Below are 19,296 nucleotides of genomic sequence, written 5' to 3'. Positions count from 1 at the left end.
CCGCACAAGCAAGAAAGAAGGATCCTCCATGCCCGCAGACATCCGCAAGCTCGTGATCCAGGTGGACGAAACCCGCCAGGAGCAGGGCCAGGCCATCGACCCGCCCACGCGCCGCGCCGTGGCCATCGCCGTGATCGCCAACCCCTATGCGGGCCGCTACAGCGAGAACCTCGACGAACTGATCGCCATCGGCGAGGAACTGGGCGCGCTGCTCGGCCAGAAGGCCGTGAAGGCGCTGGGCATCGCGCCGGGCCAGGCGCAGAGCTATGGCAAGGCCGCGATCGTTGGCGAGGGCGGCGAGCTGGAGCATGCCGCCGCCATCCTGCATCCCAAGCTGGGCGCGCCGCTGCGCCAGGCCGTCGAGAAGGGCGCCGCGCTGGTGCCCTCGGCCAAGAAGCGGGGCACGCTGGGCACCGCCATCGATGTGCCCCTGGGCCACAAGGATGCGGCGTTCGTGCGCAGCCATTTCGACGCCGTCGAGGCCCGTGTGAGCGACGCGCCGCGCGCCGGCGAGATCGTGGTCGCGGTGGCCGTGACCGACAGCGGCCGCCCGCTGCCGCGCATCGGCGGCCTGCAGGTGTCCGAGATCGAGGGCAAGGACGGGTTGAGATGAAAACACCCCCCAAGCGGCTTCGCCGCTCCCCCCTCTGCTTCGCGATGGGGGCGCTCCCGGTGGCCGGGCAGAGCCCGCTCCACGGGAGCCCTGAGCCACAACGTTCTTGCTGCCATTCACCCATGACCCCCTCTATCCAAGGAGTCTTCGCATGAAATCCCTGTCCTTCGCTCTCAGCGCCCTGTCCCTGGCCGCCCTCAGCGCCACGCTGGTGCCTGCCCATGCCCAGGGCGTGCTCAAGATCGGCGAGATCAACAGCTACAAGGCCCAGCCCGCCTTCCTCGAGCCCTACAAGAAGGGCATGGAGCTGGCCGTCGAGGAGATCAACGCCAAGGGCGGCGTCAACGGCCGCAAGATCGAGCTGATCACGCGCGACGACAACGGCAACCCCGGCGACACCGTGCGCATGGCCGAAGAGCTGGTCTCGCGCGAGAAGGTCGAGATCCTGACCGGCGCCTTCCTGTCCAACACCGGCCTGGCGCTGGCCGACTTCGCCAAGCAGAAGAAGTTCTTCTACCTGGCCGGCGAGCCGCTGACCGACAAGATGACCTGGCAGGGCGGCAACCGCTACACCTTCCGCCTGCGCCCGGGCACCTACATGCAGGCCGCCATGCTGGTGCCCGAGGCGGCCAAGCTCAACAAGAAGCGCTGGGCCATCGTCTATCCCAACTACGAGTACGGCCAGTCGGCCTCGGCCGCCTTCAAGCAGCTGCTCAAGGCCGCGCAGCCCGACGTGGAATTCGTCGCCGAGCAGGCCACGCCGCTGGGCAAGGTCGATGCCGGCAGCGTGGTGCAGGCGCTGGCCGATGCCAAGCCCGACGCGATCTTCAACGTGCTGTTCGCGGCCGACCTGTCGAAGTTCGTGCGCGAAGGCAACACGCGCGGCCTGTTCAAGGGCCGTGAGGTGGTCAGCGTGCTGACCGGCGAGCCCGAGTACCTGGACCCGCTGAAGGACGAGGCGCCCGATGGCTGGATCGTGACCGGCTACCCCTGGTACTCGATCAAGACGCCCGAGCATGACGCCTGGGTGAAGGCCTACCAGGCCAAGTTCAAGGACTACCCGCGCCTGGGCTCGGTGGTGGGCTACAGCATGATCCACTCGGCCGCCGCCGGCATCGCCAAGGCCGGCAGCACCGACACCGAGAAGCTGATCGCCGCCTTCCGCGGCCTGGAGCTGATGTCGCCCTTCGGCAAGATCAGCTACCGCGCGTCCGACCACCAGTCCACCATGGGCGCCTACGTGGGCCGCACCAAGAACGAGGGCGGCAAGGGCGTGATGGTGAACTACACCTACCTGGACGGCGCCGACCCGCGCTTCCAGCCCACGGCCGACGCCATCAAGAAGTCGAGAACCGAAGACTGACACCCCCCAGGCCGCTTCGCGGCTCCCCCTCTCTCGCCTTCGGCGGGAGGGGGGTGCACCCAGAGGCCCGGCGGAGCCGGTTCCTCGGGTGCCCTGAGGACTTCGCTTCGCTCGCCAGCTTGCGCATGCAGGGCCGCAGGCGCTTCGAGCTGCCAGGCGTCCAGGCGCCGTGACCACCGGGCCTCGGCCCGCCTCGCCGGCCCCCACGCCGTTCCGCACCGACCACGATAGACCGCCATGAGTTTCTCGGGATTGATCGTCCAGCTCCTCAATGGACTGGCCTCCGCCTCTTCGCTGTTCCTGGTGGCAGCGGGGCTGTCGCTGATCTTCGGCGTCACGCGCATCGTCAACTTCGCGCACGGCTCCTTCTTCATGGTGGGCATCTACATCGCCTACACGCTCACCGATCGCTTCGCCGACACGCTGGGCTTCTGGCCCTCGCTGGCACTGGCTGCGGTGGCCGTAGGCGTGCTGGGCGCGCTGGTCGAGGTGCTGCTGCTGCGCCGCATCTACAAGGCGCCCGAACTCTTCCAGCTGCTGGCCACTTTCGCGCTGGTGCTGGTCATCAAGGACGCCGCGCTCTGGATCTGGGGCCCCGAGGAGCTGCTGGGCCCGCGCGCGCCGGGCCTGCGTGGCTCGGTCGAGATCCTGGGCCGCCAGTTCCCGAGCTATGACCTGTTCCTGATCGCCGTCGGCCCCGTCGTGCTGGGCGCCGTGTGGCTGCTGCTGACACGCACGCGCTTCGGCACGCTGGTGCGCGCCGCCACGCAGGACCGCGAGATGGTCAGTGCGCTGGGCGTCAACCAGGCCTGGCTCTTCACCGCCGTGTTCGCGCTGGGCGCCCTGCTGGCCGGCCTGGGCGGCGCGCTGCAGCTGCCGCGCGAGCCCGCCACGCTGGAAATGGACATGCACACCATCGGCGCGGCCTTCGTGGTCGTGGTGGTGGGTGGGCTGGGGTCGCTGCCCGGCGCCTACGTGGCCGCGCTGCTGATCGCCGAACTCAAGGCGCTGTGCATCTGGCTGGGCGTGGTCGACGTCTTCGGCCTCAGCGTCTCGTTTTCCAAGCTCACGCTGATGGTGGACGTGATGGTCATGGCCGCCGTGCTGGTGTGGCGCCCCTGGGGCCTGATGGGTCGTGCCCAGGCGCCGAACCGCTACGTCGGGATGCCCGAGGAGCCGCTGCGCCGGCCGTCGACCCTGTACGTGGCCGCCGCCGCCGCGCTGGCCCTGGCGCTGGCCGCGGCGCCGCTGCTGACCTCGGCTTCGTCGTACACCACGGTGCTGCTGATCGACCTGATGATCGCGGCCCTGTTCGCCACCAGCCTGCACTTCATCATGGGGCCGGCGGGGCTGCATTCCTTCGGCCACGCGGCCTACTTCGGCCTGGGCGCCTATGGCGCGGCGCTGCTGGTGCGCAGCATCGGCCTGCCGATGGAGCTGGCCCTGGTGGTGGCGCCGCTGATCGCGGCGGCCGGGGCCTTCGTCTTCGGCTGGTTCGCGGTGCGGCTGTCGGGCGTGTACCTGGCCATGCTGACGCTGGCCTTCGCGCAGATCACCTGGGGCATCACCTACCAGTGGGACACCTTCACGGGCGGCAGCAACGGCCTGACCGGCGTGTGGCCCTCGGACACCTTTGCGGACAAGCGCATGTACTACTGGCTCACGCTGGTGCTGGTGGGCCTGGGCGTGTGGTGGCTGCGCCGCGTGCTGTTCTCGCCCTTCGGCTATGCGCTGCGCGCGGGCCGCGACTCGGTGCTGCGCGCCGACGCCATCGGCATCCACGTCAAGCGCATGCAGTGGGTGGCCTTCATCATCGCCGGCGCCGTGGGCGGCCTGGCGGGCGCGCTGTTCGCCTTCTCCAAGGGCAGCATCTCGCCCGAATCGCTGAACGTCACCAAGTCCATCGACGGGCTGGTGATGGTGCTGCTGGGCGGCATCCAGACGCTGGCCGGCCCGGTGGTGGGCGCCATCACCTTCACCTGGCTGCACGACACCGTGGCGCGCACCACCGACTACTGGCGCGCCATGCTGGGCGGCATCATCTTGCTGCTGGTGCTGCTGTTCCCGCAGGGCATCGCCGGCTTCGTCAAGCAGGTGGTGGACCGCTGGCGCCCCGGGCGGCCCGAGCCGCTGCCCGCGGCGTCGGGCCACGGCCTCGCGGCCGGCGCCGGAGCTCCCGCCCCGGCGGCCGGTTCGGGCTCCATGACCGCCAAGGAGGTGCGCGCATGAGCCCCGCATCCCATTCCGACGTGCTGCTGCAGGTGCGCGACCTGGGCAAGTCCTTCGGCGGCGTGAAGGCCGTCGACGGCATCAGCTTCGATCTGCACGCCGGCGAACTGCTGGCCTTCATCGGCCCCAACGGCGCCGGCAAGTCCACCACCTTCAACATGGTCAACGGCCAGCTCAAGGCCAGCCAGGGCTCCATCCGCCTCGGCGGCGTGGAGCTGACCGGCAAGGCGCCGCGCGACATCTGGCGCCTGGGCGTGGGCCGCACCTTCCAGATCGCCGAGACCTTTGCCTCGCTGACGGTGGTGGAGAACGTGCAGATGGCACTGCTCTCGCATGCCGACAAGCTGTTCTCGATGTGGCGGCGCGCGGCCGACTTCGAGCGCGACAAGGCGCTGGCCCTGCTCGACCAGGTGGGCATGAAGGCGCAGGCCGACCGCCCCTGCAGCGAACTGGCCTACGGCGACGTCAAGCGCGTGGAGCTGGCCATCGCCATGGCCAACGACCCCAAGCTGCTGCTGATGGACGAGCCCACCGCCGGCATGGCGCCCAAGGAACGCAACGAGCTGATGGCCCTGACCAAGCAGCTGGTGATCGACCGCAACATGGCCGTGCTCTTCACCGAGCACAGCATGGACGTGGTCTTCGCCTACGCCGACCGTTCCATCGTGCTGGCCCGCGGCCGGCTCATCGCCGAAGGCAAGCCGGCCGAGATCCGCGACCATCCGAAGGTGCAGGAGGTGTACTTCGGCAGCGGCAAGACCTTCGAGAAGATTGCCAAGGAGGCCGCCGAGGTCAACGCGGCGGTGGGAGCCCACGCATGAATGCCACGACGACATCCGCCAGCCCCGTCCTGCTGAAGGCGCAGAGCCTGTGCGCCTGGTACAGCGCCGCGCAGATCCTGTACGACGTGGGTCTGGAAGTGCGCCGCGGCGAGGTGGTGGCCCTGATGGGCCGCAACGGTGCCGGCAAGTCCACCACGCTGAAGGCGCTGATCGGCATGCTGGCCAAGCGCCGCGGCCAGATCGACTTTCTGGGCCAGGACATCTCGCGCGCCGAGCCGCACCAGGCCGCGAAGATGGGCCTGGGCTTCGTGCCCGAGGACCGGCGCGTGTTCACCGACCTCACGGTGATGGAGAACCTCGAAGTGGGCAGGCAGCCCGCGCGCCGCTGGGCCGACGGCAGCGAGGCACCGCAGTGGACGCCCGAGAAGCTGTTCAAGCTCTTCCCCAACCTGGGCGAGATGCCCAACCGCCCGGGCGGCCGCATGAGCGGCGGCGAGCAGCAGATGCTGACCGTGGCGCGCACGCTGATGGGCAACCCCTACCTGGTGCTGCTGGACGAGCCCAGCGAAGGCGTGGCGCCCGTGATCGTCGAGCAGATGGCGCACATGATCCTGGAGCTCAAGGCCCAGGGCGTGTCCATCCTGCTGTCGGAACAGAACATGCACTTCGCCGAACTCGTGAGCGACCGCGCCTACGTGCTCGAGAAGGGCCAGATCCGCTTCGAGGGCAGCATGGCCGAACTCGCCGCGAACGAAGGCGTGCGCCGCGCCTACCTTTCGGTCTGACACTCCCTGGCGTGCCACGGCCTGGCGGTTTGCGTGGCACGCCCCGTGCATCGTCATCGTTCCATTCACTGGAGGGCCTTGTCATGACCGTTCTGTCTTCTCGTCGTCGTTTCCTGGGTGCTGCAGCCGCGCTGGGCGCGGGGTGCGCCGCAGCGCCCCTGTGGGCGGCCGCGCCCATCCAACCAGGCGCCAAGGCGGCGCTCATCGTGGTCGATGTGCAGAACTGCTTCGTCGAGGGCGGCACGCTGCCCGTCAAGGGCGGTGCCGAGGTGGTGCCCGTCATCAACGCGCTGGCGCCGAAGTTCCAGAACATCGTGGTCACGCAGGACTGGCACACGCCGGGTCATGCCTCCTTCGCCAGCGCGCACAGCGGGCAGAAGGCCTTTTCCAGCATCCGGCTGAACTATGGCGACCAGGTGCTGTGGCCCGACCACTGCGTGCAGGGCACCGACGATGCGGCCCTGCACAAGGACCTGCAGCTGCCCACCGCGCAGCTGATCATCCGCAAGGGTTTCAACAAGGGCGTGGACAGCTACTCGGCCTTCCAGGAGGCCGACCGCAAGACCGTGACCGGCCTGGCAGGCTACCTGAAGGCGCGCGGCATCGACACCGTGTTCGTGGCCGGCCTGGCCACCGACTTCTGCGTCGCCTGGACGGCGCTGGACGCGCGCAAGGCCGGCTTCAAGGCCTACGTGATCGAGGACGCCACGCGCGCCATCGACCTCAACGGCTCGCTGGCCGCGGCCTGGAAGCAGATGGCCGCGCAGGGCGTGCGGCGCATCCAGTCGGGCGACATCGCGGCCGCGGCGGGTTGACGGAATTCCTCAGGGGGCGGGGCGGGCCGGGCGTTCCGGCCCAGAGCAGAACAACAAGAAGTCAGAACCAACACACGAGGGGCTTTCAGTGGCGATGGATGGAACCGGACGGGAAGCAGTGAGGAGACGCGATCTGATGGTGGCCGGCGCGGCGCTGGCCACGGGGCTGGGGCTGCACCGGCAGGCCGCGGCGCAGGGCGTGAGCGACGCGGCCATCCGCCTCGGCCAGTCGGCCGTGTTCAGCGGGCCGGCCAAGGACTTCGGTGTCGACTACCAGGCCGGCATCCAGCTGTACTTCGAGCGCGTCAACAAGGCCGGCGGCGTGCACGGCCGGCGCCTGGAGCTGGTCAGCTACGACGATGTCTACGATCCCGCGAAGACCGCGGCCAACACCGCGAAGCTGATCGACGAGGACAAGGTCTTCGCGCTGGTGGGCTACGTGGCCACGGGCAACCTGGCGGCGGCGATGCCGCTGGCCGAGAAGGCGGGCGTGCCCATGTTCGCACCGCTGGTGGGCACAACGTCCTTTCGCACCAAGGTCAACCGCCACCTGTTCCACGTGCGCGCGGGCTACGACCTGGAGCTGCGCAAGATCATCAGCCACCTGTCGACCATCGGCATCCAGTCCATTGCGGTGGTGCACCAGGACAGTCCCTTCGGCAAGTCCAACCTCGCCACCTGCGAGGAACTGGCCGCCGACTACAAGGTAAAGGTGCTGAAGGCGCTGCCGGTGGCCATCGCGACGGAAGACGCCAAGGCGCAGGCGGCCGAGCTCATCACCTTGAAACCCGGTGCCGTGGTCATGCTCATGGCCGGCCGCCAGGTCGAGGTCTTCATGCGCGACTACCGCGCCAGCGGCGCGGGCGCGCCGCTGTACACGCTGTCGGTGGGCATCACCGACGCGGCCGGCTCGGCCAAGCGGCTGGAAGGCAAGCTGGCCGGCCTGGTCACGGCCAGCATCGTGCCGCCGCCCAAGGCGATCCGCGTGCCCATCGTGGCCGACTACCAGCAGGACCGCGCCGCCTTCGGCCAGAAGATCGACAGCTACACCGCGCTGGAGGGCTACATCGTGGCCCGCGTGATGGTCGAAGGCCTGGTGCGCGGCGGGCGTGCGCTCACGCGCGACAGCTTCATCGCCGGCATGGAAAGCATCGGCCGCACCAGCTTCGGCGGCTTCCCGGTCGAGTACAGCGCGCGCAACCACAACGGCTCCAATTTCGTCGACCTGGAGATGTACACGAGTGATGGCCAATTGCGGCGATAGCGGCCGCGCCGAACCCCTGCGGCTGAACGTCAATGGCCGCGACGTGGCGGTCGCGGCCTCGCGCCAGGCCTCGCTGCTGCACCTGCTGCGCAACGACCTGGGCCTGAACGGCCCGAAGTACGGCTGCGGGCTGGGGCAATGCGGGGCCTGCACGGTGCACGTGGACGGCACCGCCGCGCGCGCCTGCGTGATTCCCGCGCACGGCATGGCGGGGCGGCGCATCACCACGCTGGAAGGGCTGGCGGGCCAGGCCTCGGCGGCCGGTTCGCTCGTGCGCGCCTGCGCGGCGCCCGGCGCCGGCCCGGCGCGCGACTGGCACCCGGTGCAGGCCGCCTTCGAAGAAGCGCAGGCCGCGCAGTGCGGCTACTGCCTCAACGGCATGGTGATGCAAGCCGCGGCGCTGCTGGCGCGCGAGCCGCAGCCCAGCGAGGCGCGCATCCGCGCAGAACTCTCCGGCAACCTGTGCCGCTGCGGCACGCATGTGGAAATCCTGCGCGCCGTCACCCTGGCGGCGCAGCGCATGGCGGAGGCCCCGGCACCGTGAGCCAGCCCCGCCGCGCCGACCTGCCGCGCACGCGCGCCGACTTCCTGCAGGGGGAGGGCGTGCTGGTCATCGTGCGCGCGCCGCCGCCCGCGCCGCCGCCGGCCAAGGGCCAGCCGCTGGCCGTGCCCGCCAACCCGGCCGAAGGCGATGAAGTGCTGCTGGCCGTGTGGGACGACGGCAGCGTGAGCGCCCTCAACGGCCACGTCGACCTGGGCACCGGCATCCAGACCGCGCTGTCGCAGATCGTGGCCGAGGAACTGGACCTGGGCCTGGCCTGCGTGGCCATGCAGCTGGGCCACACGGCGCGCGTGCCCAACCAGGGCGCCACCATCGCGAGCGCCTCGATCCAGATCCATGCGCAGCCGCTGCGCCTGGCCGCCGCGCAGGCGCGCCACTGGCTGCTGGCGCGCGCGGCCGAGCGGCTGGGCGTGGCGCCTGGATCGCTGGTGATGCACCAGGGCGTGGTGCGTGCGCGCGAAGGCGACGCCGCGCAAGCCCTGCCCATCGGCGCGCTCGTGGCCGGCCAGCGCACGGTGCTGCGGCTGGATGCCGACACGCCCGTCAAGCCCGCGGCCGACTACCGCATCGTGGGCACGCCGCAGCCGCGCGTGGACATCCCGGCCAAGCTCGCGGGGGAGCTGGCCTTCGTGCACGACATGCGCCTGCCCGGCATGCTGCACGGCCGCGTGGTGCGCCCGCCCTATGCAGGCGCCGACCATGGCGACTTCATCGGCAACACGCTGGAATCGGTGGACGAGGCGTCCATCGCCCACATCCCGGGCATCCGCGCGGTGGTGGTGATCCGCGACTTCGTCGGCATCGTGGCCGAACGCGAGGAGCATGCCGAGCAGGCGCTGCGCGAACTGCGCGTGCGCTGGAAGCCCTGGCCCGGCATGCCGGAGCTGGACGCGCCCGGCAAGGTGGCGCAGGCCATCCGCGACAACGCCGCCACCACGCGCAGGCTGGTGGACGAGGGCGACGTGCAGGCCGCGCTGGACGGCGCCGCGCATGCGCTGCAGCGCGAGTACCTGTGGCCTTATCAGCTGCATGCGTCCATCGGCCCGTCCTGTGCGGTGGCGCACTGGGCCCCCGAAGACGGCGTGGGCCTGCGTTGCTGGGCCGGCACGCAGAACCCGCATGTGCTGCGCGCCGACCTCGCCAAGCTCATGGGTCTGTCGGACGTCGAGGTCGACATCGTGCGCATGGAGGCGGCCGGCTGCTACGGCCGCAACGGCGCCGACGACGTGGCGGCCGACGCGGCGCTGCTGGCGCGCGCCGTCGGCCAGCCGGTGCGCGTGCAGCTCACGCGCGAGCAGGAACACCAGTGGGAGCCCAAGGGCACGGCCCAGCTCATGACCGTGGCCGGCGCACTGTCCGCGTCGGGCGGGCTCGCGGCCTGCGACTTCCAGACCGCGTACCCGAGCAACGGCGCGCCCACGCTGGCGCTGCTGCTCACGCGCACCGTGGAGCCGCTCGCGCAGGCCTACGAGATGGGCGACCGCACGGCGCGCCCGCCCTACGCGTACGAGAACCTGCGCGTGCAGGTCCACGACATGGCGCCCATCGTGCGCGCCTCGTGGCTGCGCGGCGTGTCGGCGCTGCCCAACGCCTTCGCGCACGAATCCTTCATCGACGAGCTGGCCACCGCCGCGGGCGTGGACCCGGTGCAGTTCCGCCTGCGCCACCTGGAAGACCCGCGCGCCGTCGAACTGATTCAGGCCACGGCGCAGAAGGCCGGCTGGCGCTGGCGCACCGGGCCGCAGGAGAACAGCGACGGCGGCCTCGGGCCAGGTGGCGACATTCTTTTCGGGCAAGGCTTCGCCTACGCCCGCTACGTGCACAGCAAGTGGCCGGGCTTCGGGGCCGCCTGGGCGGCCTGGGTGGCCGACGTGGAGGTCAACCGCAAGACCGGCGAGGTGCATGTGCGCCGCGTGGTCGTGGGCCACGACGCGGGCCTGACCATCAACCCGGCGGGCGTCGAGCACCAGGTGCACGGCAACGTGATCCAGACCACCAGCCGCGCGCTCAAGGAAGAGGTGCAGTTCGCGCCCGCCTCCGCGCCGGCGCAGGCGGCCACGCGCGAACAGTTGCCCGGCGTGCTGCCCACCGGCGTGGTGGCGAGCCGCGAATGGGGCAGCTACCCGATCATCAATTTCCGTGAAGTGCCGGTGATCGAGGTGCTGCAGATGCCGCGCCCTGGCGAGTCGCCGCTGGGCGCGGGCGAGTCGGCCTCGGTGCCCGGCACGGCCGCCATCGCCAACGCCATCTTCGATGCCACGGGCGTGCGCTTCCGTGCGCCGCCCTTCACGCCCGAGAAGGTGCTGGCCGCGCTGAACCCGCTGCCCGGTGGCGATGGCGCTGCGGCCGGCCCGCCGCCTGCGAAGGGGCCGCCGCCCCTCGGTGAAGCGGCCGGCGCGGGCGCACCGGCCCCGGGTCGCCCGCTGCCTGAAACCGCCGTGCCGCCGCGCCGCAAGGGGCTGTGGAGCACGGCCGCCGCGCTGGTGATCGGCGGGCTGGGCGCCGTTGCGGGCCTGATGGGCTGGCGGCCCGCCATCGCGCCGGTGTCCTTCAGCGCCCCGGCCTACAGCAGCGAGACCATCGAGCGCGGCCGCGTGCTGGCCGCGGCGGGGGACTGCATCGTCTGCCACACCGCGCCCGGCGGCCTGCCCTATGCGGGCGGGCTGGCGATGCAGACGCCCTTCGGCGCCATCCACACCACCAACCTCACGCCCGATGCCGAGACCGGCCTGGGCGCCTGGTCCTTCAGCGCCTTCCAGCGCGCGATGCGCGAGGGCATCTCGCGCGACGGCAGGCACCTGTACCCCGCCTTCCCGTACACCGCCTTCGCCAAGACCAGCGACGACGACCTGCAGGCGCTGTACGCGTACTTCATGTCGCTGCCGCCCGTGAAGGCCGGGGCCCGGGCGGACGGCTCGCCGGCCGTCCTGCCGGCCAACGACCTGCGCTTCCCCTTCAACCTGCGCCCGCTCATGGCCGGCTGGAACGCGCTCTTCCACGACCCCGCGCCGTATCAGAACGTGCCCACGCAGAGCGCCGAATGGAACCGCGGCGCCTACCTGGTCAACGGTCTGGGCCATTGCGCGGCCTGCCATTCGCCGCGCAACGCGCTGGGGGCCGAGAAGACGGGCGATTCCTTCCTGGCCGGCGCCATGATCGACGGCTGGGAGGCGCCCGCGCTCACCGCCCTGTCGAAGAGCCCCGTGCCCTGGGACGCGGAGGGCCTCTACGCCTACCTGCGCCACGGCCATTCACCGCGCCACGGCGTGGCGGGCGGCCCCATGGCCGAGGTGGTGCGCGAGATGCAGGCGCTGCCCGACAGCGACGTGCGCGCCATGGCCACCTACCTGGCCAGCTTCAATCCCGCGCCCAAGCCCGAAGCCACCACGCCGGAAGCCCGGCAGCAGCAGGCGTGGGCCGTGGTGCAGTCCGCCGCGGCGAACCAGGGCCGCTTGCTGGGGCCCGCGCAGCGCCTGTTCGACAGCGCCTGCGCGGCCTGCCACCACGACGGCGACGGCCCCATGCTGCTGGGCGTGAACACGCCGCTGGCGCTCAACAGCCAGCTGAGCAGCGCGCGGCCCGACAACCTGATCCGCACCATCCTCGACGGCGTGCGCGAGCCCGCCACGCGCGACATCGGCTACATGCCGGCCTTCCGCGACGCGCTCAGCGATGCGCAGATCGCCGAGCTGGCCGGCTACATGCGCGCGCGCTTCGCGCCGCAGGCCGCGCCCTGGGCCGACCTGCCCGCGCAGGTGGCGCGCGTGCGCGCGGCGGCCGGGCATGGCGCGCCGGCGGCGCATCAGGCCCGCGCCCAGCGCTGACGCGCCGCAGGGCCCCTGCGGCTCAGCCGCGCTGGCTCGGCCGCGCCGGGTGGTCCAGCTCGATGCACAGCCGCAGCGTGCCATCGGCGGCGGCCTGCCAGCAGCGCCGGCGCACGATGAAGGTCAGCACGCCGCCGGGCCCGGCCAGTTCCACGTGGTCGTCGATGCAGGCCCCGGCCGGCAGCACCAGCGCCCGCAGGGCGGCTTCCAGCCCGTGGCGGCGGGCGCTGTCGAGGGCGGTGGCGGTCCAGTGCGTGACGGTGGGCATGCGCGTGCTCCGGCGGTGTGGCAAATTCAGGGCGGCGCGCCCGGCGCGCCATCCGATCATCGGAGGGGCCCGCGGGCCCGCTTGTCCGCCCCATTGTCCGGAGACATCGCCATGCCGACCACCCGCCTCGCCAAGATCCTGATGACGCTGGCCCTGGGCCTGTTCGCCTTCATGGTCACCTTCAACAACGTCACGGACTACGGCTCGAACTTCGCCTTCGTGCAGCACGTGCTGAGCATGGACACCACCTTCCCCGGCAACGCCGCCATGTACCGTGCCGTCACCACGCCGGCGCTGTGGCACGGGGCCTACCTGCTCATCATCGCGGGCGAGGCGCTGACCTGTGCGCTGCTGTTGCGCGGTGCCTTCGCCATGTGGCGCGCGCGCCGCGCCGCCAGCGCCGATTTCGCGCGCGCCAAGCAGGCCATGGTGGCCGGCGCACTCGTGGGCTTCGGCGTCTGGTTCTTCGGCTTCATGGTGGTGGGCGGCGAATGGTTCCTGATGTGGCAGTCGCGCACCTGGAACGGCCAGGACGCGGCCTTCAAGTTCTACATGGCCATCCTGGGCGTGCTGGTCTTCGTCAACCAGCCCGATCCCGAACTCTGAGAAGGCGCGGGCGGGGCAGGTGGCGCGGGCCGCTCACCGCACCACGGGCGCCGCGTCCGTCGCCGCGTGCTCCGCCGGCGGCTTGGCCTGCGCGCCCGGCGCCATCAGCTCGTCGAGCAGTTCGTCCTTCTCGGTCCACAGCTGGGCCAGCCAGCGGTGGAAGCGCGCGCGGAAGGGCTTGTCTTCCTCGTAGTTGCCGGTGCTGAACTCCAGCGGGATGGGCAGCGTGCGCGCCCGCAGCACGGCGTGGCCGGCGCGGCCGCACAGCAGGTCCCAGAAGGTGGGCACGCCCCGGGGGTAGGCGATCGTCACGTCGATCAGCGAGCGGAACTGGGTGCCCATGGCATGCATGGCCAGCGCCAGCGCGCCGGCCTTGGGCTTGAGCAGGTGCCGGTAGGGCTGGCCCTGCGCCTGGTGTTTGGCGGGCGTGAAGCGCGTGCCCTCGGCGAAGTTCGCGATGCTGGTGGGGACGTGGCGGAACTTCTCGCAGGCGCGGCGCGTGGTCTCGCGGTCCTCATGGCGCAGCTGGGGGTTGCGGCGCAGGGCGGCGCGCGAATGCCGCTTCATGAACGGGAACTCCAGCGCCCACCAGGCCAGGCCCACCACGGGCACCCAGATCAGCTGCTGCTTGAGGAAGAACTTGAGCAGCGGGATGCGGCCGCTGAAGGCCTGCTGCAGCACGAAGATGTCGACCCAGCTGCGGTGGTTGCAGTTGACCAGGTACCAGCCCTGGCGCTCCAGCCCGGCGGGGCGCTGCACGTCCCAGCGCTCGCGCTGCACCAGCCGGATCCACAGGTTGTTGCACTGGATCCAGCCGCTGGCGCAGGCATTGAGGGCGCGGTCCAGCGGCCGGCGCAGCGCACGCACCGGCAACAGCAGCTTGAGCAGCGCCAGCAGGAACAGCGGGGCCGCCCAGAAGAGCGTGTTGACGACCAGCAGCAGGCCGGCAATGAGGCCGCGCAGGGGCGAGGGCAGGAAAAAGAGCATGGGTGGCAGGCAGGCAGCGAACGCGCAACGAGCCCGCCATTGTGCGACCACTGCGGCCCGCCCGGCCGGGCCTTGGCCCACGCCGGCCGCCGGGGCGGGTTCGCCCCGTGCGCGGCGGGCCCGCGCGCGGCCAGAATCCGGTTTCAGTCCTGAACCTTCCGGCCGGTGGGGCGCCTGCAAGCGCGCCAGCCGGCCCTTGCCGTCCGCCCCTTTTTTCCATGCCATTGCTCACCACGCTCACCCCCGCCCAGTCGCTGCCGCACGATGCCCAGCGCGCCCTGTTGATCGGCCGCGCCTGGCTGCCCGGCGTCGGTCCCACGCTGGTGGCCGTCCATGGCGACGCCTTGCACGACCTGAGCTGCCTGGCCCCCACCGCCAGCGAGCTGCTGGAACAGCCGGCCCCGGCCGCGGCGGTGCGTACCGCGCTGGCCAGCGGGCAGGCGCCGCGCGTGGCGGACCTGGCCCAGGCCCTGGCCAACAGCGCGGCCGAGGCACGCGACGAGGACCGGCCCTGGCTGCTGGCCCCGTGCGACCTGCAGGCCGTGAAGGCCAGCGGCGTCACCTTCGTGGCCAGCCTGCTGGAGCGCGTGATCGAGGAGCAGGCACGCGGCGATGCCTCGCGCGCCGAAGCCATCCGCGCCGGCCTCTCGCAGGTGCTGGGCGACAACCTCGCGGGCATCGTGCCCGGCTCGCCGCAGGCGGCGCGGGTCAAGGAACTGCTGATCGCGCAGGGCGCCTGGTCGCAGTACCTGGAAGTGGGCATCGGCCCCGATGCCGAGATCTTCACCAAGGCGCCGGTGCTCGCAGCCGTGGGCACGGGGGCCGACGTGGGCATCCACGAGAACTCGGTGTGGAACAACCCGGAGCCCGAGGTGGTGCTGGCCGTTAACAGCCGCAGCGAAGTGCAGGGCGCGAGCCTGGGCAACGACGTGAACCTGCGCGACGTGGAGGGGCGCAGTGCGCTGCTGCTGGGCAAGGCCAAGGACAACAACGCTTCCTGCGCCATCGGGCCCTTCATCCGCCTGTTCGACGCGCATTTCGGGATCGACGACGTGCGCCGCATCACCGTGGGGCTGCGCGTGTCCGGGCCCGAAGGCTTCGTGATGGAAGGCAGCAGCTCGCTCGCGCAGATCAGCCGGGACCCGCTGGCGCTCGTGGCCCAGGCCATCGGCGCGCACCACGACTACCCCGACGGGCTGATGCTCTTCCTGGGCACCATGTTCGCCCCCACGCAGGACCGGCACGGCCCGGGCCAGGGCTTCACGCACGTGGTGGGCGACGTGGTGCGCATCTCGGCGCCGGAGCTGGGCGCGCTCGGCAACCGGGTGGTGCATGCGCAGGCCGCGGCGCGCTGGCACTTCGGCATCTCGGCGTTGATGCGGAACCTGGCGGGGCGGGGGCTGCTGGGCGGCTGAGCCGCCGCCGGTCGCGCGAGCTCCTCAGGCGTACTCGAGGTACGTCAGGCCCTGCTGCTGCAGCCCGACCAGGTCGGCGCGCGCGAAGGTCTGGGGAAGTCCGGCGATGACCGACACGATGTCGGCCTGCGAGAAACCATGCGCATGGGCATCGTCCACGATCACTTGCCGTTCATGCGCGGAAGGCGCGTGGCCGATCACATTGCGATAGAGCAGTTGCACCAGATCCGCATCACTGCCGCCGCCGGCCAGGATCGCGGTGGTGCCCGAATTCACCAGGACCTCAGCCATGCTGCGTGCATCCATGAAGTCTGCATGGTGGATCAATGCGCCCATCAGCGCCTCGTCCGACAGCGCTTGGCGGCCCAACAGCGCCGTCACCAGGCCCACGGCCGTCGCCGAGGCCTCGCCCACCTGCAAGTCCAGCGCCACGTTCTTGTCGCTGAACGCCAGCCGTTCGATGTTCACCAGCCAGTCCTGCGACAGTTTGGGGTCGGTGCCCTTGCGGGTCACGGTGTATTCCTTGCGGGCTTCGATGTCCCCCAGCCACGGATCGTCGGGGTTTGCAGGAGGCGTGGCGCGCTTGAGCTCGTAGTCACTGCGACGTGCGCTGTAGACGGCCGTGTCCAGCCCATCCCGCCCGTCGATCTGATCCTGCCGATCGTCGCCGCCGCCGTCCAGCCGGTTGTTGTAGGCGTTGCCGTAGAGCATGTCGGGCCCCGCGCTGCCAATGGCGTTCTCGATGACCGTGCCGTAGGCAATGAAGACGTTGGGAGAGAAGCCGTACGGGCGCACGATCTGACCGTTGTGGATTTCGGTCATTTCGTAGACGCTTCCATTCACGAAGCCAATGATCGACCCTGCGCCTTCGGCCAGGTCGACCAGGCTCCACTGCGAGTTCTCCAGGTCGGGAAAGGGCGCGTTGTGGGTGTTGATGACCTTCAGGGTGTCGATGCCGCCCGCGTCCCACAGCGTGCTCACGGCCGCCGTGCCGATGTCGTAGCTCCAGATCGTGTCGCGCGCTTCGTAGCGCGTGTTGGGCCCATAGAGGTGCTGGATCGCAAGGATGTCGTACGGCATGGGCGTGACGGCGGGCATCAGCCCGCCCAGCCAGTCGCTCCAGTCGTAGGACATGATGGTGTTCGACACGTGATCCTCCCACCCCGGCAAGGGATTGGTCGCGCGCTCCCGTCCTGCCTCCTCGAAGGGATGGCTGAGCCCCAGTGCATGGCCGATCTCATGAATGAGGGTGCCGTAGGCGTAGTACTCGTCGCTGTCGTAGCTGGCCGCTGCCGTATGGACCTGAGTCGGGGCCAGGCGGTCGTTGCGCCAATCCCAGGTCAGCCAGACGTCGCCGGCCAGGGCGCTTTCGTTTTGCGGTAAGTAGGCATGCGCCACCGCACCGGGGAACATGGCCTTCGTGAAGCCAAAGCGCAGGTCACCGACATCCGCGCCTGTTTCGGAGACTTCCACGAACTTGACGTTGGCCACGCGTTCCCAGGTGTTCAGCGCCGAGCGAACGGCCTCCTGCTGGGCGGTCGCCAGGGGCTGCCAGCCGGCTGCGATCTCGCCGCCGCCATAGCTCCAGCCGCCGTCAAAAACGGCGGTGCGCGTGGGGAAGCTGTAGGTGAGGGTCGTACCGGGCTGCCAATGCTCCGTCGCCCCTGGCGTGTTCTGCAGCGCGGCGATTCGATAGTCGTCGCTGACGGGCGTGCTGACCGTCGCAGATCCTGTGTTCCATCTCGGCATCCGTTCCTCCCTGAATTGCTAGGGCGTGTTAACACTAATTTCCAGACTGGCAGTTTTCCAAGAAACTGCGAGTATGGAAATCACCCCTGAACAGTTCTCGCGCATTGAGCATTGCCTGCCTCTGCAGCGCGGCAATGTCAGCCTGACCAATTTGCAAGTGGTCAACGCCATGTTGTATGTTGCCGAGCACGGCTGCAAGTGGCGTGGATTGCCCAAGCGGTTTGGAAACTGGCACACCATCTACACGCGCATGCGCCGCTGGACCAAGGCTGGCGTGCTGGACAAGATGTTTGAAGAGCTACAGCGCGAGCAGGTCATTCGCATCAAGATTGAGGCAGTCTCGCTCGACAGCACCAGCATCAAAGTGCATCCCGATGGCGCTGGCGCTTTAAAAAAAACGGGCCGCAATCCATCGGCAAGTCTCGAGGCGGATGGAACACCAAGATTCATATGGTTGCCGCGGATGCTCGAACGGCCGTGACATTCTGTTTGTCACCAGGTCAGGCGCACGATGCGCCTGCAGGTCGACGCCTGATCGAAAGTCTGGGAAAGACCAGCAGACCCGTGCACTTGCTCATGGATCGCGCCTACGAGGGCAACGAGACGCGCCAACTGGCGCTGGACTTGGGTTTCATTCCCGTCGTTCCACCCTCAAGGAAGAGGCTGGATCCATGGGAGTACGACCGGGCTATGTACAAACGCCGCAACGAAGTGGAGCGTCTGTTCAGGCGGCTCAAGGGTTATCGACGCATCTTCTCCCGATTCGAGAAGCTCGACGTGATGTTCCTCGGCTTCCTCAGCTTTGTGCTGGTGGCCGATGGACTTCGCAGTTTGTGTTAACACGCCCTAGCGTGTGGCCAGGGCAGACCTCACCCGGGCCCGTCGGTGTCATCTTGCGATTCATCGCTCTTTTTGTAACGAGCGGCTGCGGCACTTCCGCACACAAAAGCCGGCTTGCGTTTGCTGCGTGCGACTTCACGCAGCTGTCTGCATTCTTTGGTATCAATCGCTCGGCTTCAGCCCCGCCCGCTCAATCACCGGCCGCCAGGTGCGCAACTCCTGCGCCATGAAGTCCGCCAACTGCTGCGGGGTGCTGCCCACCGGGTCGAAATAGGCGGTCTGCAGCCGTTGGCGGGTGGCCGGGTCCTGCAGCACCGCGGCAATAGCCTGGCTCATGCGCTGCACCGTGGCCGGCGGCGTGCCCTTGGGCGCCAGGTAGGCGAACCAGGGCACGGCCTGGATGTCAGGCAGGCCCGATTCGCGCAGCGTGGGCAGTTCCGGCAGCAGGGCCGAGCGCTCGGCCGAGGTGACGCCCAGGGCCACCAGCCGACCGGCCTTCACATGGGGCATGACCGACACCGGCGGCAGGCAGGCGAAATGCACGTCGCCCTGCAGCAGCGCCGTGGTGGCCTGCGCCGAGGAGGCATAGGGAATGTGTACCGCGAAGGACTGCGTGCGCAGCTTGATCAGCTCCACGCCCAGGTGCGAGATGGAGCCGTTGCCCGTGGTGGCGAAGTTGAAGCGGCCAGGCTCCCTGCGCAGGGCGGCCAGCCAGTCCTTCACGCTGCGCACCTGCATGGCGGGCGTGGCCACGCAGACGTTGGGTGTGGTTGCGGCCAGGGACACGGGCACCAGGTCCCGGAAGGGGTCGTAGGGCAGCTGCTTGAACAGCACCGTGTTGTAGACCAGCGGCGCGTTCACGGACAGCAGGAAGGTGCGGCCGTCCGGCGCGGCCTTGGCCACCTGGTCGGTGCCGCTGTTGCCGCCCGCGCCCGGCTTGTTGTCCACGATCACGGGCTGGCCCAGGCGCGGGCCGAGCTGCTCGTTGACGATGCGCGCCAGGATGTCGGGCGAGGAGCCCGCCGCGAAGGGCACCACGATGCGGATCGGGTGCCGGTCGCTGTCCTGCGCGGCGGCATTGAGCGCCAGCAGGGCGAATGTGGCACAGGCAGCAGCGGTTCGCAGGCGGGTCCAGGGCATCGGCGGTCTCCTCGGTTTCGGCGCCAAGCAGGGATTCTGCGCGCGCTCCGGCGG

At 70.0% G+C, this 19,296-nt stretch carries 16 protein-coding genes; 12 read left to right on the top strand and 4 right to left on the bottom strand.

Annotated features, from left to right (window positions below):
- Positions 1-28 precede the first annotated feature (28 nt).
- From LG388_RS05975 to LG388_RS05935, 9 genes are all read left to right on the top strand, one after another.
- Positions 29-613, top strand: a complete 585-nt coding sequence (locus tag LG388_RS05975; protein ID WP_225781953.1) for an amino acid synthesis family protein — start codon at positions 29-31, stop codon at positions 611-613.
- A 151-nt stretch (positions 614-764) separates the two neighbouring features.
- A complete protein-coding gene (locus LG388_RS05970) occupies positions 765-1,976 on the top strand; it encodes an ABC transporter substrate-binding protein (protein WP_225781952.1) in 1,212 nt (403 codons plus the stop codon).
- Positions 1,977-2,213: 237 nt separating this feature from the next.
- Positions 2,214-4,205, top strand: a complete 1,992-nt coding sequence (locus LG388_RS05965; RefSeq protein WP_225781951.1) for an ABC transporter permease — start codon at positions 2,214-2,216, stop codon at positions 4,203-4,205.
- Complete coding sequence (locus tag LG388_RS05960) at positions 4,202-5,026, top strand: ABC transporter ATP-binding protein (RefSeq protein ID WP_225781950.1); 825 nt, start codon at positions 4,202-4,204, stop codon at positions 5,024-5,026. Before LG388_RS05965 ends, LG388_RS05960 begins: the two co-directional genes overlap by 4 nt.
- Positions 5,023-5,772 (top strand): ABC transporter ATP-binding protein, encoded by a 750-nt coding sequence (locus tag LG388_RS05955; RefSeq protein WP_225781949.1) that lies wholly within the window; start codon positions 5,023-5,025, stop codon positions 5,770-5,772. Before LG388_RS05960 ends, LG388_RS05955 begins: the two co-directional genes overlap by 4 nt.
- Before the next feature lie 83 nt (positions 5,773-5,855).
- Entirely contained in the window at positions 5,856-6,587 is a 732-nt protein-coding gene (pncA, locus tag LG388_RS05950; RefSeq protein WP_225781948.1) for a bifunctional nicotinamidase/pyrazinamidase, read from the top strand.
- A gap of 136 nt (positions 6,588-6,723) precedes the next feature.
- Positions 6,724-7,851, top strand: a complete 1,128-nt coding sequence (locus LG388_RS05945; protein ID WP_370630129.1) for an ABC transporter substrate-binding protein — start codon at positions 6,724-6,726, stop codon at positions 7,849-7,851.
- A complete protein-coding gene (locus tag LG388_RS05940; protein WP_225781947.1) occupies positions 7,832-8,395 on the top strand; it encodes a (2Fe-2S)-binding protein in 564 nt (187 codons plus the stop codon). The genes LG388_RS05945 and LG388_RS05940 overlap by 20 nt, the downstream gene beginning before the upstream one ends.
- Positions 8,392-12,237 carry a molybdopterin cofactor-binding domain-containing protein gene (locus tag LG388_RS05935; RefSeq protein ID WP_225781946.1) on the top strand — a complete coding sequence of 1,282 codons (3,846 nt, stop codon included), beginning with the start codon at positions 8,392-8,394 and terminating at the stop codon, positions 12,235-12,237. Before LG388_RS05940 ends, LG388_RS05935 begins: the two co-directional genes overlap by 4 nt.
- A 22-nt stretch (positions 12,238-12,259) precedes the next feature.
- Here the strand turns inward: LG388_RS05935 and LG388_RS05930 are convergent, their stop codons facing one another.
- Positions 12,260-12,505, bottom strand: coding sequence for a hypothetical protein (locus LG388_RS05930; protein ID WP_225781945.1), 246 nt, complete (start codon positions 12,503-12,505; stop codon positions 12,260-12,262).
- Positions 12,506-12,616: 111 nt separating this feature from the next.
- On the opposite strand from LG388_RS05930, the gene LG388_RS05925 reads away from it, so the two are divergent.
- Positions 12,617-13,111: a DUF2165 family protein gene (locus LG388_RS05925; RefSeq protein WP_225781944.1), complete on the top strand. Its 495-nt coding sequence runs from the start codon at positions 12,617-12,619 to the stop codon at positions 13,109-13,111.
- 33 nt (positions 13,112-13,144) lie between these two features.
- Here the strand turns inward: LG388_RS05925 and LG388_RS05920 are convergent, their stop codons facing one another.
- Entirely contained in the window at positions 13,145-14,098 is a 954-nt protein-coding gene (locus LG388_RS05920; protein ID WP_225781943.1) for an acyltransferase, read from the bottom strand.
- 218 nt (positions 14,099-14,316) lie between these two features.
- Between LG388_RS05920 and LG388_RS05915 the strand changes: the two genes are divergently transcribed.
- Entirely contained in the window at positions 14,317-15,513 is a 1,197-nt protein-coding gene (locus tag LG388_RS05915; RefSeq protein WP_225781942.1) for a fumarylacetoacetate hydrolase family protein, read from the top strand.
- A 24-nt stretch (positions 15,514-15,537) separates the two neighbouring features.
- Here LG388_RS05915 and LG388_RS05910 read toward each other — a convergent pair whose 3' ends face one another.
- Positions 15,538-17,262: a M10 family metallopeptidase gene (locus LG388_RS05910; RefSeq protein ID WP_225781941.1), complete on the bottom strand. Its 1,725-nt coding sequence runs from the start codon at positions 17,260-17,262 to the stop codon at positions 15,538-15,540.
- Between the two features lie 73 nt (positions 17,263-17,335).
- Here LG388_RS05910 and LG388_RS05905 point away from each other — a divergent pair.
- Positions 17,336-18,102, top strand: a protein-coding gene (locus LG388_RS05905) for an IS5 family transposase (RefSeq protein ID WP_225781940.1) whose coding sequence is annotated in 2 segments (ribosomal slippage) — positions 17,336-17,651 and positions 17,651-18,102 — 768 coding nt in all. Because the reading frame shifts where the segments join, the coding sequence is not laid out codon by codon here.
- A 162-nt stretch (positions 18,103-18,264) separates the two neighbouring features.
- Here LG388_RS05905 and LG388_RS05900 read toward each other — a convergent pair.
- Complete coding sequence (locus tag LG388_RS05900) at positions 18,265-19,242, bottom strand: tripartite tricarboxylate transporter substrate binding protein (RefSeq protein WP_225781939.1); 978 nt, start codon at positions 19,240-19,242, stop codon at positions 18,265-18,267.
- Between the last annotated feature and the right edge of the window lie 54 nt (positions 19,243-19,296).

Source organism: Xenophilus sp. Marseille-Q4582, assembly GCF_916700565.1.
GTDB lineage: Bacteria > Pseudomonadota > Gammaproteobacteria > Burkholderiales > Burkholderiaceae_C > Xenophilus.
This window is presented reverse-complemented; position numbering and strand designations above follow the sequence as displayed.